The sequence below is a fragment of the uncultured Sphingopyxis sp. genome (assembly GCF_900078365.1).
Taxonomy (GTDB): Bacteria; Pseudomonadota; Alphaproteobacteria; order Sphingomonadales; family Sphingomonadaceae; genus Sphingopyxis.
On sequence record NZ_LT598653.1, the window covers coordinates 3281437 to 3296981 of the forward strand.

At 66.9% G+C, this 15545-nt stretch carries 15 protein-coding genes; 9 read left to right on the plus strand and 6 right to left on the minus strand.

Annotation, left to right across the window (positions count from 1 at the left end):
- Positions 1-66: 66 nt before the first annotated feature.
- The 4 genes from QZL87_RS15265 to QZL87_RS15280 form a co-directional block, all read right to left on the minus strand.
- Positions 67-870: a crotonase/enoyl-CoA hydratase family protein gene (locus QZL87_RS15265; RefSeq protein WP_295320992.1), complete on the minus strand. Its 804-nt coding sequence runs from the start codon at positions 868-870 to the stop codon at positions 67-69.
- On the minus strand, positions 867-1484 hold the full coding sequence (locus QZL87_RS15270; protein WP_295320993.1) for a 2-hydroxychromene-2-carboxylate isomerase: 618 nt from the start codon (positions 1482-1484) through the stop codon (positions 867-869). Before QZL87_RS15270 ends, QZL87_RS15265 begins: the two co-directional genes overlap by 4 nt.
- Before the next feature lie 4 nt (positions 1485-1488).
- Positions 1489-3021, minus strand: coding sequence for an acyl-CoA synthetase (locus QZL87_RS15275; protein WP_295320996.1), 1533 nt, complete (start codon positions 3019-3021; stop codon positions 1489-1491).
- Between the two features lie 141 nt (positions 3022-3162).
- Entirely contained in the window at positions 3163-3876 is a 714-nt protein-coding gene (locus QZL87_RS15280) for a response regulator transcription factor (RefSeq protein ID WP_295320998.1), read from the minus strand.
- Between the two features lie 79 nt (positions 3877-3955).
- Between QZL87_RS15280 and QZL87_RS15285 the strand changes: the two genes are divergently transcribed.
- Positions 3956-5488: a class I adenylate-forming enzyme family protein gene (locus QZL87_RS15285; protein WP_295321000.1), complete on the plus strand. Its 1533-nt coding sequence runs from the start codon at positions 3956-3958 to the stop codon at positions 5486-5488.
- 290 nt (positions 5489-5778) lie between these two features.
- Here the strand turns inward: QZL87_RS15285 and QZL87_RS15290 are convergent, their stop codons facing one another.
- On the minus strand, positions 5779-6189 hold the full coding sequence (locus tag QZL87_RS15290) for a DUF2141 domain-containing protein (RefSeq protein ID WP_362987661.1): 411 nt from the start codon (positions 6187-6189) through the stop codon (positions 5779-5781).
- Positions 6134-6892: a sterol desaturase family protein gene (locus tag QZL87_RS15295; RefSeq protein ID WP_295321003.1), complete on the minus strand. Its 759-nt coding sequence runs from the start codon at positions 6890-6892 to the stop codon at positions 6134-6136. Before QZL87_RS15295 ends, QZL87_RS15290 begins: the two co-directional genes overlap by 56 nt.
- Before the next feature lie 74 nt (positions 6893-6966).
- Between QZL87_RS15295 and crtY the strand changes: the two genes are divergently transcribed.
- From crtY to metK, 8 genes are all read left to right on the plus strand, one after another.
- Positions 6967-8124: a lycopene beta-cyclase CrtY gene (gene crtY, locus QZL87_RS15300; RefSeq protein WP_295321005.1), complete on the plus strand. Its 1158-nt coding sequence runs from the start codon at positions 6967-6969 to the stop codon at positions 8122-8124.
- Positions 8121-9665: a phytoene desaturase gene (locus tag QZL87_RS15305; protein ID WP_295321006.1), complete on the plus strand. Its 1545-nt coding sequence runs from the start codon at positions 8121-8123 to the stop codon at positions 9663-9665. Before crtY ends, QZL87_RS15305 begins: the two co-directional genes overlap by 4 nt.
- A gap of 22 nt (positions 9666-9687) precedes the next feature.
- Positions 9688-10269, plus strand: a complete 582-nt coding sequence (locus QZL87_RS15310; protein WP_295321008.1) for a TIGR00730 family Rossman fold protein — start codon at positions 9688-9690, stop codon at positions 10267-10269.
- Positions 10269-11246, plus strand: a complete 978-nt coding sequence (locus tag QZL87_RS15315) for a phytoene/squalene synthase family protein (RefSeq protein WP_295321012.1) — start codon at positions 10269-10271, stop codon at positions 11244-11246. The genes QZL87_RS15310 and QZL87_RS15315 overlap by 1 nt, the downstream gene beginning before the upstream one ends.
- On the plus strand, positions 11243-11812 hold the full coding sequence (gene pnuC / locus QZL87_RS15320; protein WP_295321014.1) for a nicotinamide riboside transporter PnuC: 570 nt from the start codon (positions 11243-11245) through the stop codon (positions 11810-11812). Before QZL87_RS15315 ends, pnuC begins: the two co-directional genes overlap by 4 nt.
- On the plus strand, positions 11809-12327 hold the full coding sequence (locus QZL87_RS15325) for an AAA family ATPase (protein ID WP_295321017.1): 519 nt from the start codon (positions 11809-11811) through the stop codon (positions 12325-12327). The genes pnuC and QZL87_RS15325 overlap by 4 nt, the downstream gene beginning before the upstream one ends.
- Before the next feature lie 288 nt (positions 12328-12615).
- Positions 12616-14244 (plus strand): apolipoprotein N-acyltransferase, encoded by a 1629-nt coding sequence (gene lnt, locus QZL87_RS15330; protein ID WP_295321019.1) that lies wholly within the window; start codon positions 12616-12618, stop codon positions 14242-14244.
- 52 nt (positions 14245-14296) lie between these two features.
- Positions 14297-15517 (plus strand): methionine adenosyltransferase, encoded by a 1221-nt coding sequence (gene metK / locus QZL87_RS15335; protein WP_295321021.1) that lies wholly within the window; start codon positions 14297-14299, stop codon positions 15515-15517.
- Positions 15518-15545 lie beyond the last annotated feature (28 nt).

A 15545-nucleotide genomic window follows, 5' to 3' on the forward strand; every position in this document is an offset into this window, starting at 1 on the left:
AAGGCCGGGATGACGATTCAGTCAAAAATGATCATTCTCCAGCGCGCGCCTTCGCGGCATCGACGATCAGTCCGTAAAATCCGGCTTCCGCTTCTGCATATGCGCCATCACCGCCTCGATCTGGTTCGGGGTGCGGATGACCTTGACCTGTTCGTCGCTCTCGGCCTGCAGGATTTCGGCGTCGCTCGCATGGCCGAGCAGGTTGCAGAGCCGCTTGGCGCCGCGGATCGCGTGCGGATTCTTGTCGGCGATCACCTCCGCCAGTTCCATCGCCTTCGCCAGCGGATCGTCCGAGACATGCGTCGCGAAGCCGAGCAGCTTCGCCTCCGAACCGGTGAATTCGCGGTTGGTATAGATCAACTCGCGCAGCACATCGTCGGCGACCTGCGTGCGCCACAGCGCCATGCCCGCAACGTCGGGGACGAGGCCCCAGCGCATTTCCATGATCGCGATGCGCGTGTCGGGATGGACGATGCGGATGTCGGCGGCCGCCATGATCTGGCTGCCCGCGCCGAAGGCGACGCCATGCACCGCGGCGATCACCGGCACCGGCAGTTCGCGCCAGCCCCAGGCGGCATATTGGGCATTGTTCGCGATGCCCCTGGTGCGGTCGGCAAGACTGCCACCCGCGCTGCTCGCGCCCGGATCGCGATCATTGCCGAGGCTGGAGAGATCGAGCCCCGCGCAAAAAGCGCGCCCCTCGCCCGAAAGCACGACGACGCGCAGCCCTGCGGTCGCCTTCAACCGGTCGACCGCTTCGGCCAGCGCTTCCCACATCGCGGGGTCGAGCGCATTCATCTTGTCGGCGCGGATCAGCCGGACGTCGGCGATGCCGCCATCGAGCATGGCGATCGAAATGCGGTCCTTCATGGGAGAGTCCTTTTAAGGGCGGCCTCGACGAGCGGAAGCTGGTCGTTGCCGAAATACATATCGTCCTTGTCGACGAAGATCGTCGGCGACCCATAGCCGCCGCGCGCGATGAGTTCATCGGTGTTGGCGCGCAGCCGCGCCTTGACAGCATCGCGGCCCGCCGCCCCGGCGAGCGCGGCGCCGTCGAGCCCCTCGGCATCGGCGACCGCTGCCAGCACCGCCGGGTCGTCGAGATTCTCCTGCCGGCCGAAATAGCTCGCGAAGGCCGCCCGCGCGAAACGGACGAGCGCCGCCTGATCATCCTCGAGCGCGCAGCAGAAGCGCATCGCCGCGATGCTTTTCGCAGGGTGCCACTCTGACGGGAAATTCATCGGCACGCCCGCGAGCTGCGCCCAGTCCTTCAGTATTTTCCAGCTATGCTGGAGCCGGCGGTTGTCGGCCTGCTCGCGCGCCGCATAGACGGCGGGATTGACCGCGTTGAACACCCCGCCGACGAGGATCGGCCGATAGATCGCCGTCGCGCCCGTGCGTTCGAGCACACCGGGCAGATTGTGGAACGCCAGGCAGGTCCACGGCGAAGACAGGTCGAAGAAGAATTCGACGCGTGCGCTCACCGGATCAGGCCTCCGCCTTCGCTTTCTCCCAATATCGGTCGCACAGCAGGCGCTTGTAGAGCTTGCCCGTGTCGTGGCGCGGCAGGGCTTCGAGGAAGTCGATGCGGCGCGGAATCTTCACGCCCGACAATTTCTCGCGCGCATAGGCGATCAGCTCGTCGCGGAATGCCTCGGTCGCATCGGCCATATTCGCGGGCTGGATCACCGCGATCACTTCCTCGCCCATTTCCTCGTGCGGGCCGCCGACGACCGCGACATCGGCGACCTTGGGATGGGTGACGAGATGGTTCTCGATCTCCTGCGGATAGATGTTCACCCCGCCCGAAATGATCATGAAGCTCTTGCGGTCGGTGAGGTAGAGGAAGCCTTCCGCGTCGACCTTTCCGACGTCGCCGAGAGTCGACCAGCCTTTCGAGTTGCGGCTCGATGCGGTCTTTTCGCTGTCACCATGATATTCGAAGACATTCTCGCTTTCGAAGAAGACGGCGCCCTCCTCGTCCGGACCGAGTTCGGTCTCATTATCCTCGCCCATGATATGCACCGCGCCGAGAATCGGGCGCCCGACGCTGCCCTTGTGGGTCAGCCAGTCGGGGCTGGAGATGAAGGTCATGCCATTGCCTTCGGACCCCGCATAATATTCGAAGAGCACCGGCCCCCACCAGTCGATCATCGCCTGCTTGACCGGCACCGGGCACGGCGCCGCGGCGTGGATCGCGACCTTGAGCGATGAGATGTCGTAACGCGCGCGAACCTCGTCGGGCAGCTTGAGCATCCGCACGAAATGGGTCGGCACCCACTGGCTGCTGTTCACACGGTAAGTCTCGATGTGCGACAGCGCCGCTTCGGGGTCGAATTTCTTCATCAGCACGACGGTGCCGCCCAGCCGGTGGATCGTCATCGACCAGCGCAAGGGCGCGGCGTGATAGAGCGGCGCGGGCGACAGATAGATGCTGTCCGAATTGATCTGGAACACCGCCGAGGCGAGCATGACGAGGCTGTTGACCGCGTCGATCGCGGGATCCTCGGGCAACGGCACGCGCACACCCTTCGGCCGCCCGGTGGTCCCCGACGAATAGAGCATGTCGACCCCGGCGCGCTCGTCGGCGACGGGCGTCGCGGGCATCGCGGCGACGGCATCCTCCCAGCTTGCATAGCCCGGAATGTCGCCGCCCATCGCGAAACGCTCGATGCCGGTCGTGAGCTGCTGCGCCGCGCCCGCAAGGCTCGCCGAAACGACGAGGATCTTCGCGCCCGAATTTTCGAGGATATAGTCGGTTTCGTCCTGCGTCAGCCGCGACGAGATGCACACATAGCGCAGCCCCGCGCGCTGCGCGCCCCAGGTGAGGCCGTAATAATGCGGCGTATTGTCGAGCATGAAGGCGACGACATCCTCATGCCCCAGCCCGTGCGACCGAAAGAGCTGCGCGGCGCGGTTCGACGCCGCGTCGAGTTCGCCATAGCTGATCTCCTCCCCCGTCTCGGCGACGATGATCGCGGGCTTGTCGGGGTTGGCGCGGGCGTGGACTGAGGGGTGCATCGGGCATCATCTCCGGAATCGCTGGTTTCTTTATGTCGAAGATGAGTAGCAACCTGAAACTTTTGGTCAAGCAAGCTGAGGCTCGTGACAGGGGGTGCGACAAATCCCTCCCGCGGGAATGACGAAATTGGGAAGACCGCGCTACTCCGGCCGCGAGCGCAGCGCATAGCCCCGCCCCTTCACCGTATGCAGCATCGGCCAGTCGAAGCCGCGATCGATCTTGGCGCGCAGCCGCGACATATGCGCCTCGACCCGGTTGGTGCCGGGGTCGAAATCGATCCGCCACACCGCGCGCAGCAGCGCATCGCGCGACACGGGGCGGCCGGGGACGCGCGCGAGATTGGCGAGCAGGTCGAATTCGCGCAGCGGCAGGCGGATGAGCCGTCCCGCGCGCTCGACGCGGCGGTCGATCAGGTCGATGCGAAGCTCGCCCTCGCCGAGTTGCCCCGCCGCGATGCGGCTGCGCCAGAGCAGGCCGGCGATCCGCGCGAGCAGTTCGGGGAGATTGTTCGTCCATCCGGCCGCATCGTCGGCGCCCGCGGACAGCGCCGTCATCCGGTCACCCAGCGCGTCGCGATCCGATACGACGAGCAGCGGCCGCCGTCCGGCGATCGATCGCGCCAGCCGGACAAATTCGGACGGTTCCTGCCAACCCAGAAACGGATTGACGAGAAGCAGGTCGAAACAGCTGTCGACCCAAGCGCGCAGCCCGTCGACATGCTGCGGCAGCAGTTGCACCGCAAGGCCGGCGGCACCGATCGCCGTCATCAGCGCATGGGCCCGATCCGGCTGCGGATGATAGACGGCGACGAGCAATTTCCTGTCGCCGGCCTCCGCAATCTCCGATGGTGCCATCCGTCTCCCCCGTCGTCGACGTAATATCTTGTCGCCCCACCGGCATTGCACCGCCTTTCGGCTGTGCTAACCCATAGGCATGACCAGTATCGAAATGCTTGACGGCGACTTCGCCACCCTGCCCGACCTCGTCCGTGCCCACGCCGCGGAACGTCCCGATGCCGTAGCGGCTGCCGACCCGCTGCGGCGGCTGAGCTGGTCCGAACTGGATCAATTGGCCGACCGAATCGCCGCGCGGCTGCAACAGGACGGATTTACAAAAGGAGAGCGCACCGCGATCGCCGGGCTCAACAGCGTCGAGCAGATGGCGGTGATCCTCGGCACCTTGCGCGCCGGCGGCGTCGCGGGGCTCGTCACCAACAGCGCGACCGGCGAGCAGATGGCGGCGATGATCGCCGACACCGGCGCGCGCCACCTGTTTCTCGACAGCGCGGCGAAAGCGAGCCTCGCCGGACAGAGCATCGCCGCGCGCGACCTGATCGCGATGGACGGGAGCGATGCCGGAGCACCCCTCGCCGACTGGATCGCGCCCAAAGGCACCCGCCCCGCAAGCGTGGACATCGAGCCCGGGGACGGCTTCAACATCATCTATTCGTCGGGCACGACGGGCACGCCGAAGGGCATCGTCCACAGCCATGCGATGCGCTGGCAGCATATCCAGCGCGGCGCCCCCGCTTATGGCCCCGATGCCGTGACGATCCTGTCGACGCCGCTCTATTCGAACACGACGATGGCGAGCTTCATGCCAACCGTCGGGTCGGGCGGGCAGGTCGTCCTGATGAAGAAATTCGACGCGCGCGGCTTCCTCGAACTGGCGGAGCGCGAACGCGCGACGAACACCATGCTCGTGCCGGTGCAATATCGCCGCATCATGGCGCTCGACGATTTCGACCGCTTCGACCTCTCCAGCTTCGTGATGAAATATTGCACCTCGGCGCCCTTCCCCGCCGCGCTCAAGGCCGATGTGCTGAAACGCTGGCCCGGCGGGCTGGTCGAGATCTACGGCATGACTGAAGGCGGCGCGGCGTTCATCCTCGAGGCGCATCAATTCCCCGACAAGCTCCACACCGTCGGCAAGCCCGCGCCCGGGCATATCGCGAAGGTGATCGACGAGGACGGCAAGGAACTGCCGCAAGGTTCGGTCGGCGAAGTCGTCGGCCGGAGCCCCGCGATGATGACCGGATACAACAACCGTCCCGACGCGACCAAGGCGATGCACTGGTACGACGGCGAAGGACATCTCTTCTATCGCCACGGCGACATCGGCCGGATCGACGAGGACGGTTTCCTGACGCTGATGGACCGCGCGAAGGACATGATCATTTCGGGCGGCTTCAACATCTTCCCGAGTGACCTCGAAGCGATATTGATCGCCGACGAGCGTGTCGTCGAGGCGGCGGTCGTCGGCATGCCGAGCGAGGAGTGGGGCGAGACGCCGGTGGCGTTTGTGGTGCTGAAGGATGGAGCCGACCCCGAAAGCGTGCGCGCGGATTGCAACGCCAAGGTCGGCAAGACGCAGCGGATCAGCGCGATTACCGTGGTTGAAGAATTGCCGCGCAGTCCGATCGGCAAGGTGCTGAAACGCGAACTGCGCGATGCCTACGCCGGGTGAATTGCGGGCGCAGGAGGTCTGAAAGCGACCGGAAGCTTCCCTCTCCTAGTCAAGCCCCTCCCCTTCAGGGGAGGGGCAACGAAGACTTGGCAGCTTGCTGCCTAGTCGCAGTGGGGTGGGGGCTATCGGCCTAGCGCAAGGCCGATGGCCCCCACCCCAACCCAGTGTCAGGTAAACCGTCCCCCGGACGGTTTAGGTCATGCCGGGGGCATGACCGACCTGACACTCCTGAAGGGGAGGGGCTTGATGGATCGCAACGACAGCTCACCGCCCCAAAGCCGCCGGCACATTTACAGCATATATTTCATCCGGATCGACTGGCGCATGTCGCCCGCGACCGTGAAGCTGGCCGATTTGAAGCTCGGCGGCCCGACGGTGATCGTGGGGTTGCGCGAAAAGCCGAAGCCTTCCCTCGGCAGGAAGATCGCCTTGTCGAGCTTGTTGTTGCCATTCTCGTCATGCACGACCGCAATCGCATAGGTTCCGGCGGCGGGCGCGTGGACGGCGAAATTTCCGGCCTCGGCCGCCTTCACCGCCATGCGCACCGATCCCGCGTCCTTGCTGCAATCGGGAAAGGCCTTGCGGTTGGTGGTCAGGCAGACGAGGATTTGTCCTTTCTCGCTACGCAGCCCGGTGACGCTGACCTCAACCGTCGGCGGCGGCGGGGCCGCGGCGGTCAGCAGCAGGGGCAAAAGCGCCAAGCCCGATATCGGTGCCGCACGCCTTGTCCCAGAAGCGGAAATAAAGACCATAATTCCCCCGGTAGGCGGCATGATGCCGCTCGTGATGCGTTGCGGTTATCAGCCATTTCCCCGCGGGTCCATGGACCAGCGCGCGCGGAAACATCTCCCACCCCATATGATTGCCGACCCCCATCACCGTCATGATCGCGAGCACGAGACCGAGCATCGCGACGTGGATGGGAATCAGAAAGACGAGCGCGGGAATCACGACCGCCCCCGTGACCGCTTCCAGCGGGTGGAAGCTCATCGCCGCCCAAGCGGTCGGCGGGCGGCTCGCATGATGAACCGCGTGCGCGGCGCGGAACAGCGCCGGACGGTGCATCCAGCGATGCGTCCAGTAAAACCATGTGTCGTGGAGGAGGAGATAGGCGAACAGGCTGACGGGCAGATACCAGAGCGGAAAGGCGTCGACGTCGGTATAGATGCGCGTCCAGCCATGTTCCTGCCACCCCCAGGCGACGATGCCTGCCGGAACCCCGTAAATGGCGGCGCTCGCGAGGCTCCAGCCGATCTCGCGCTTCATCTGCGGTTCCAGTCCGCGATAGAGGCCGGGGTGCCGGAGCCGCGTCGCGAAGGCGAAGGCGCCGCTCGTGACCAGATAGCGCACGCCGACGATCGCGGTCATCGCGAGCGCGGAAAAAAGGATCGCCCAGCCGGTCATGGCGCAAGGCTAGCCGCTCGCCGCCGCGTTGCAATGGCTTTGCGCCCGCGCGTTCGGGTGGCTAAGGCAAAGACATGGCGGGGCAGAGCATCGATAAATGCGACATCGCGATCGTCGGCGGCGGGCTCGCCGGCGGGCTCGCGGCGCTCGCGCTGGCGGCGAAGCGGCCCGATCTCGACGTGCGGCTGGTCGAACCGGGGCCGATCGGCGGCAATCATATCTGGTCCTTTTTCGACAGCGACATCGCGAAGAAGGACCGCTGGCTCGTCGCGCCGCTGGTGCGCCATCACTGGCCGCGCTACGACGTCCGCTTCCCGTCGCACGAGCGCAGGTTGCGCATGGGGTACAAGAGCATCACCGGCGAGGCGCTCGCCGAAGCGGTCGCGGCGGCGCTGCCCGCGGGGCACATCATCGCCGACAAGGCGAAGCATGTCGCGCCCGACCATCTGCTGCTGGCGCGCGGCGGGCGGCTGTCGGCGAAGCATGTCATCGACGCGCGCGGCGCTGGCAAATTCCCAGGGCTCGACTGCGGCTGGCAGAAATTCGTCGGACAGGCGCTGACGGTGAAGGGCGGCCACGGGATCGAATATCCGGTGGTGATGGACGCCACGGTCGAGCAACTGGACGGCTATCGCTTCGTCTATCTCCTCCCCTTCGACGCCGAGACCTTGTTCGTTGAGGACACTTATTACAGCGACGACGCCGACCTTGATGCGGGGGCGGTGCGCGAGCGCATCGCCGCCTATGCCGCGGCACAAGGCTGGAAGGTCAAGGCGACGACGCGCGAGGAAAGCGGCGTACTGCCCGTCGTCATCGCGGGCGATTTCGAGCGGCTGTGGCCGGCGTCCGACCGCACCGCGCGGATCGGCGTGCGCGCGGGGCAGTTCCACGCGACGACCGGCTATTCGCTCGCCCATGCCGTGCGCACCGCATCGGCGCTGCCCGCGCTCGCCGATCGATCCGATCTCGCCGCCGCGCTTCGCGGCCTCGCGGCCGCGGCGTGGCGGCGCCAGCGTTTCTACCGGATGCTCGGCGCAATGCTGTTCCGGGCGGCCGAGCCCGACGCGCGTTTCCGCATCTTCCAGCGTTTCTACCGCCTGTCGCCGCGGCTGATCGCGCGCTTCTATGCCGGGCGCTCGACGACGGGCGACAAGCTGCGCCTGCTCGCGGGCAAGCCCCCGGTTCCGGTCGGCCGCGCGATCGCCGCGCTGGCGAAGCTCGACTGGCGATGACTCGCCGCGCCATCGTTATCGGCGCGGGGTTCGGCGGGCTCGCGCTCGCGATCCGGCTGCAATCGGCGGGCGTCGCGACGACGATCGTCGAGGCGCGCGACAAGCCGGGCGGGCGCGCCTATCACTGGCAGCGCGACGGCTTCACCTTCGACGCGGGACCGACCGTCATCACCGACCCGCCGTGCCTTCGCGAACTATGGGCGCTCAGCGGGCAGGATATGGAGCGCGACGTCGAGCTCGTCCCCGTCACGCCCTTCTACCGCCTGGGCTGGCCCGACGGCACGAATTTCGACTATGCGAACGACGAGGCGGCGCTGCGCGAGGAGATCGCGAAGCTCAACCCCGCCGACGTCGCCGGCTATGACCGCTTCCTCGCCTATTCGAAGGGCGTCTACGAAGAAGGCTATGTGAAGCTCGGCGCGGTCGCCTTTCTCGACTTCACCGCGATGGTCCGGGCCGCACCGGCGCTGATGAAATATCGCGCGTGGCGCAGCGTCTATGCGGTCGTCTCCTCCTATGTGAAGGACGAGCGGCTGCGGCAGGCCTTGTCCTTCCATACGTTGCTCGTCGGCGGCAATCCGATGACGACGAGCGCGATCTATGCGCTGATCCACACGATCGAAAAGGAGGGCGGCGTCTGGTTCGCGCGCGGCGGCACCAACGCGCTCGTCGCGGCTATGGTATGTTTGTTCGAGCGATTGGGCGGCACGCTGCGCCTCGGCGATGCGGTCATGCGGATCGAGACCGCAGGCGACCGCGCGACCGGCGTGACGACACAGGGCGGCTGGCACGGCGAGGCCGACATGGTCGCGTGCAACGGCGACCTGATGCACAGCTATCGCGACCTGCTCGCCGGGCATGTACGCGGGAACAAGGTCGCGAAGAGCCTGTCGCGCAAACGCTGGTCGCCCTCGCTTTTCGTCGTCCATTTCGGGGTGAAGGGCGAATATCCCGATGTGGCGCACCACAGCATCCTCTTCGGCCCGCGCTACAAGGGGCTGCTCGGCGACATCTACGGCGGGAAAGTCCCCGACGACTTTTCGCTCTATCTCCACCATCCCAGCATTACCGACCCCGGCATGGCGCCGCCGGGCCATTCGACCTTCTATGCGCTCGCCCCTGTCGCGCATCTCGGCAAGGCGCGGGCCGACTGGGACGGCGACTTCGGCGCCCGCTTCGCCGATGCGATTCTCGATGAAGTCGAGCGCCGCGTCGCGCCCGGCCTCCGCGCCAATCTCGTCACACGCTTCCACTATACCCCCGCCGATTTCGGCCGCGACCTCGCCGCGCATCTCGGCAGCGCGTTCAGCCTGGAACCGCTGCTGCGGCAGAGCGCATATTTCCGCGCGCACAACCGCGACGATGTGATTTCCAATCTTTACTTCGTCGGCGCGGGGACGCATCCGGGCGCGGGGATTCCCGGGGTGGTTGGAAGCGCAAAAGCGACGGCGACGCTGATGCTGCAAGCCGCCAGCCCTTTACTTTCCCGTCATTCCCGCGAAGGCGGGAATCCAGCTGGACCCCCGCCTTCGCGGGGGTGACGAACAGGAATAGAGTGAAGAGATGAAACGCCTAGCCGTCTATTGCGGGTCCGCGACCCCCGAAGATCCGATCTATATCGAAACCGCGCGCCACGTCGGGCGCACGCTTGCGACACGAGGGATCGGCGTCGTCTATGGCGGCGGGCGGCTCGGACTGATGGGCGCGGTCGCCGACAGCGCATTGGAAGCCGGCGGCGAGGTGATCGGCATCATTCCCGACGCGCTCGTCGGCGCCGAGGTCGCGCACCGCGGCGTCACCGAGCTCCATGTCGTCAGCGGCATGCACGAGCGCAAGAAGATGTTCACCGACCTCTCCGACGGCTTCCTCACCATCCCCGGCGGGGTCGGGACGATGGACGAGCTGTGGGAAGCGATCAGCTGGGCGCAGCTCGGCTATCATGCGAAGCCCGTCGGGCTGCTCAACGCCGCGGGCTTCTATAACGACCTGATCGCCTTCAACCGCAACATGATCGAGGTCGGTTTCATCCGCCCCGCGCATGCCGGGATCATGATCGTCGACGCGGGGCTCGACGAGCTGCTCGACAAGATGGCGGCCTATGTCCCGCACCAGACGATCTTCGCGATGAAGGCCGAAAATCTCTGATGATCGAGGAGGGGGCCTATGACGCACACGCCCTCCACGGTTTCGCGCACGACAGCATCGCGCGCGGATCGAAAAGCTTCGCATTGGCAAGCCAGCTGTTCGACCGCGAGACGCGCGAGCGCGTCTGGCTGCTCTATGCCTGGTGCCGCGCCGCCGACGACCTGACCGACGGACAGGATCATGGCGGCGCGATGACGCCGGGTCACGATCCGGCCGCCGCCGTCGCGCATATCCGCGCGCAGACCGGCAGGGCCTATGCCGGCGAGCCGACCGGCGACATGGCGTTCGACGCGCTCGGTTTCCTGCTCACCCAGGTCGATATTCCGCGCGCGGTGATCGACGACATCGTCGCGGGCTTCGAGCTCGATGCGCGCGACTGGCGCCCGCGCAGCGAGGACGACCTGCTGCGCTATAGCTATCATGTCGCGGGCGCGGTCGGGGTCGCGATGGCACTGGTCATGGGGATCGACGCGCAAGACGAAACGACGCTCGACCGCGCCGCCGACCTCGGCATCGCCTTTCAGCTCGCCAACATCGCGCGCGACGTCGCAGAGGACGCCGCCGCCGACCGCTGCTACCTGCCGGTCGAATGGATGGTCGAACTCGACATCCCGCCGGGGCAGCACATGCACCCCGCCTTTCGCGCGCGCCTGTCGGTGATGGCCCGATGGCTGTCCGAAATGGCCGGGGAATATGAGGCGTCGGGACGCTGGGGCGCGAGGCTGCTGCCCCCGCGCAGCCGCTGGGCGGTGCTCGCCGCCGCGGGCATCTATGGCGACATCGCGCGCGAAGTGCGCGCGCGCGGCGACCATGCGTGGGACCACCGCGCGGCATCAAGCCTCGCCGCCAAGCTCGGCTGGGTCGCACGCGCCGGCTGGTCGGTGCTGCGCCGCCCGCCGCAGCGGCGGATCAGCCGCGACGGGCTATGGACGCGGCCCCGGCCCTCCCCCCCGGACGGCGGCCCGGCGGAGGCATGAGCTATCTCGAATGGATCGCCGCGGCGCTGGTGCTGATCAACGTCGCGCTCGTCGCGCTGCGCAGCGTGTGGAACTATCCCTTCGCGCTCGTCGCCGTGACGCTCTACGCCTTCGTCTTCTTCGAGGCGAAACTCTATAGCGACATGCTGCTTCAGGGCTTTTTCTTCGCGCTCAACCTTTACGGCTGGGCGGCATGGATGCGCGCGCGCGACGAGAGCGGCGTGCCCGTGCGCTGGATGAGCGGCAGCGCGCGCCGGGGCTGGGCGCTGGCGACGATCGCCGCCTGGGCGGGCTGGAGCTTCGCGATGGACCGCCACACCGACGCGGCCGCGCCGTGGATCGACGGCGCGATCGCGATGCTCAGCATCACCGCGCAATGGCTGCTCGCACGCCGCCGCGTCGAAAGCTGGTTCCTCTGGATCCTCGTCGACCTGATCGCGATCCCGCTCTTCGCCTCGCGCGGGCTTTACGCGACGAGCGCGGTCTATGTCGTGCTGCTCGGCCTGTCGATCGACGGGCTGGTCCAGTGGCGCCGCGCCGCCGCGACGGACGGGATGACGCCGTGACGCGCCATATCTGCCTCCACGGCGCCGAAAGCACCGGCAAGTCGACCCTCGCCCCGCGCCTCGCGCTGCGGCTCGGCGGCCTCGTCGTCCCCGAATATGGCCGCACCTATGCCGAGGCCAACGGCACCGACCTCGACGCGGCCGATCTGCTCGCGATCTTCGACGGGCACCGCGCGGCGACCGAAGCAGCGCTCGCGCAAAAGCCCGACTGGCTCGTGTCGGACACCGATCCGCTGATGACGCAGGCGTGGGCGATCATGCTGCTCGGCCGCCGCCTGCCCGAAATCGACCAATGGGACGCGGCCGCCGACCTCTATCTGGTCCCCGCGATGGACCTGCCGTGGCAGGAGGACGGCACGCGCCTGTTCGGCTCCGAGCTTGCGCGGGCGCAGTTCATGGAGGTTGCGATCGGCGAACTCGACCGGCGCCGGCTGCCCTGGGCATGGGTCGAGGGCGAAGGCGATGCGCGGGTCGAGAATGCGCTGGCGGCGATCGAGGCGGCGGGGCTGGGGTGACCGGGTTGCGGATACGGGGTGGATTTCCGCTTTGGGGTGGCGAGCGGGCGTTGCGATTCATCAAGCCCCTCCCCTTCAGGGGAGGGGTTGGGGTGGGGGCTATCGGCCTTGCGCAAAGCCGATAGCCCCCACCCACTGCGACTAGGCAGCAAGCTGCCAAGTCTGCGTTGCCCCTCCCCTGAAGGGGAGGGGCTTGACAAGGAGACGTCCGCTTCCGGCCGAAAGCGGATCACCAGACCAGCGCAACCCTCATTGTCCCCGCCCCGCCGCGCGGCTAAAGCAACGCGCGTGACCGCGCTTTCCCTCCGCATCATCGCTTTCGCCGACCGCTGGCCGAAGCTCCTCGCCGTGCTGCTCGGCGCCGTTTCGGCGACGGGGTTCGCGCCGCTCCACCTCTGGCCGCTGACGCTGCTGGCGCTCGCGGGCTGGATGGCGCTCGTCGCGCGAGCCGCGCGCGGCCGCCGCGCCGCCGGCATCGGCTGGGCGTTCGGGGTCGGCCATTTCGCGATCGGCCTCAACTGGATCGCGACCGCCTTCACCTATCAGGCGGCGATGCCCGCGTGGCTGGGGTGGATCGCGGTCGTGCTGCTGGCGCTTTATCTGGCGGTCTATCCCGCACTGACTGCGTGGGGGGCGTGGATGGTGCGGCGATTCGGCGCGCCGCCGACGGGCCTTACGCTGTCTTTCGTTCTTGCTTTCGCGGCACTCTGGACGCTCACCGAATGGCTGCGGAGTTGGGTATTTACCGGCTTTGCGTGGAACCCGCTCGTCGCGACGATCGGTGACTTTTTCGGTTTGTTGCGATTGGTCGGCACCTACGGCGGATCCGCAACCGTCCTGCTGGCGGCCGGCTATGTGCTGTGGCTGGCCCAGCCGCGTCCCGATCGCCATGAACGGATGCGTCCATACCCAAGCCGGCGATCCCAGCTTCTTCAACAGCTAGGAGCGGGTGTGGTGATCGCCTGTTTTCTGGCGCTGGCGTATCTGTTGCCGAACGGCCCCATATCCAGGTCGGTGACCGAAGCCGACGGCATCCCCATCACCGTCGTCCAGCCCAATATCGGCCAGCAGGACAAATGGGAGGGCGGCAAGGCCGACACCAATTTCGCCAAGCTCGCGCGGCTGACGACACCCAGGGACGATCGGCCGCGGCTGATTCTGTGGCCCGAAGCCGCCGTCCCCGACTATCTCGAACGCGGCTATCCTTCGGTCTATTACGACCGCTCGCCGGCCGAAGCGCGTGCGCGCTTGACGAGGCTGATGAATCCCGACGACGTCATGCTGCTTGGCGCGCTCAAGCTCGAACTCGACAAGACGGGCGATGTGGTCGGCGCACGCAATGCGGTGATGACGGTGCATGCCGACGGCAGGCTCGGCCCGCGCTACGACAAGGCGCATCTGGTGCCCTATGGCGAATATCTGCCGATGCGGCCGCTGCTGTCGGCGCTCGGCCTGTCGCGGCTCGCGCCCGGCGACATCGATTTCTGGCCGGGGCCGGGCGCGCGCACGCTCGATCTCGGCGCCTTCGGGCGCGCGGGGCTGCAAATCTGTTACGAGATCATCTTTTCGGGCCAGGTCGTCGATCGCGACCATCGCCCTGACTTCATCTTCAACCCGTCGAACGATGCCTGGTTCGGCAGTTGGGGCCCGCCGCAGCATCTGGCGCAGGCGCGCCTCCGCGCGATCGAGGAGGGCTTGCCGGTGATCCGCGCGACGCCGACCGGGATCAGCGCGGTGATCGACGCCGACGGCCGCATCGTCGAATCGCTGCCGATGCACGCGGCGGGGCGCATCGACGCGTTGGTGCCGCCCGCGCGCGCGCCGACGCTCTTCGCACGCTTCGGCAACATTCTGTCCGTCGGCTTCGCCCTGCTGCTGCTCGCGCTGACCATTGCCTTCCGGCGCTCGGGACGCTAACAGCGCGCAGACATAAAGCATCCTTTATATTCGATTTCGAGAAGGCTTTCCCATGCGCAACAGCTTCCTTTTCACGTCCGAAAGCGTGTCGGAGGGGCACCCCGACAAGGTCGCCGACCAGATTTCGGATTCGATCGTCGACCTGTTCCTGTCGAAGGATCCCGAGGCGCGCGTCGCGTGCGAGACGCTGACGACGACGCAGCTTGTCGTGCTCGCGGGCGAGATTCGCTGCAAGGGCGTGTTCGAAAATGACGCCTGGGCGCCGGGCGCGCTCGAGGAGATCGAGGCGACCGTCCGCAATACGGTGCGCGAAATCGGCTATGAACAGTCGGGCTTTCACTGGCAGAGCTTCCGCTTCGAGAATAATCTCCACGGCCAGTCGGCGCATATCGCGCAGGGCGTCGACGAGAGCGGCGACAAGGACGAAGGCGCGGGCGACCAAGGGATCATGTTCGGCTATGCCTCCGACGAGACCCCCGACCTGATGCCCGCGACGCTCGACTACAGCCACAAGATCCTCGAGCGCATGGCCGCCGACCGCAAGGCGGGCACCGCGCCCTTCCTCGAACCCGACGCCAAGAGCCAGGTCACGCTGCGCTACGCCAACGAGCGTCCGGTCGAGGCGACCGCGATCGTCGTGTCGACGCAGCATGCGCCGGGCTATTATTTCCACAAGGGCGAAGGCGACGAGGCGAAATATACCGAGCTGCGCAAATATGTGCTCGGCGTGATCGCCGACGTGCTGCCCGCCGAACTGCTCACCGCGAACACCGTCTATCACATCAACCCGACCGGGCGCTTCGAGATCGGCGGGCCCGACGGCGATGCCGGGCTGACCGGCCGCAAGATCATCGTCGACACCTATGGCGGCGCGAGCCCGCACGGCGGCGGCGCGTTCAGCGGCAAGGACCCGACCAAGGTCGACCGCTCGGCGGCCTATATCACGCGCTATCTGGCGAAGAATGTCGTCGCGGCGGGGCTGGCGCGCCGCTGCACGATCCAGCTGAGCTATGCGATCGGGATCGCCGAGCCGCTCTCCATCTATGTCGACCTGCACGGCACCGGCACCGTCGAGGAAGGCCGCATCGAAGCCGCGATCCCCGGGCTCGTCCGCCTGACGCCCAAGGGCATCCGCACGCATCTGGGGCTCAACAAGCCGATCTATCGGCAGACCGCCGCCTATGGTCATTTCGGCCGCACCGCCGACGGCGACGCCTTCCCGTGGGAGCGCACCGACCTCGTCGACAAGCTCAAGGCCGCGCTCGCGGCCTGATGTGGGAAGCGGGGACGCTTGCCGTCCC

What these genes read in the sequence shown, in the direction of transcription:
- pnuC (WP_295321014.1), top strand. Translation starts at nt 11,243, where the DNA reads ATGAGCTATCTCGAATGGATCGCCGCGGCGCTGGTGCTGATCAACGTC.
- QZL87_RS15265 (WP_295320992.1), bottom strand. Translation starts at nt 870, where the DNA reads ATGAAGGACCGCATTTCGATCGCCATGCTCGATGGCGGCATCGCCGAC.
- QZL87_RS15315 (WP_295321012.1), top strand. Translation starts at nt 10,269, where the DNA reads ATGATCGAGGAGGGGGCCTATGACGCACACGCCCTCCACGGTTTCGCG.
- QZL87_RS15285 (WP_295321000.1), top strand. Translation starts at nt 3,956, where the DNA reads ATGACCAGTATCGAAATGCTTGACGGCGACTTCGCCACCCTGCCCGAC.
- metK (WP_295321021.1), top strand. Translation starts at nt 14,297, where the DNA reads ATGCGCAACAGCTTCCTTTTCACGTCCGAAAGCGTGTCGGAGGGGCAC.
- QZL87_RS15305 (WP_295321006.1), top strand. Translation starts at nt 8,121, where the DNA reads ATGACTCGCCGCGCCATCGTTATCGGCGCGGGGTTCGGCGGGCTCGCG.
- crtY (WP_295321005.1), top strand. Translation starts at nt 6,967, where the DNA reads ATGGCGGGGCAGAGCATCGATAAATGCGACATCGCGATCGTCGGCGGC.
- QZL87_RS15310 (WP_295321008.1), top strand. Translation starts at nt 9,688, where the DNA reads ATGAAACGCCTAGCCGTCTATTGCGGGTCCGCGACCCCCGAAGATCCG.
- QZL87_RS15275 (WP_295320996.1), bottom strand. Translation starts at nt 3,021, where the DNA reads ATGCACCCCTCAGTCCACGCCCGCGCCAACCCCGACAAGCCCGCGATC.
- QZL87_RS15280 (WP_295320998.1), bottom strand. Translation starts at nt 3,876, where the DNA reads ATGGCACCATCGGAGATTGCGGAGGCCGGCGACAGGAAATTGCTCGTC.
- QZL87_RS15295 (WP_295321003.1), bottom strand. Translation starts at nt 6,892, where the DNA reads ATGACCGGCTGGGCGATCCTTTTTTCCGCGCTCGCGATGACCGCGATC.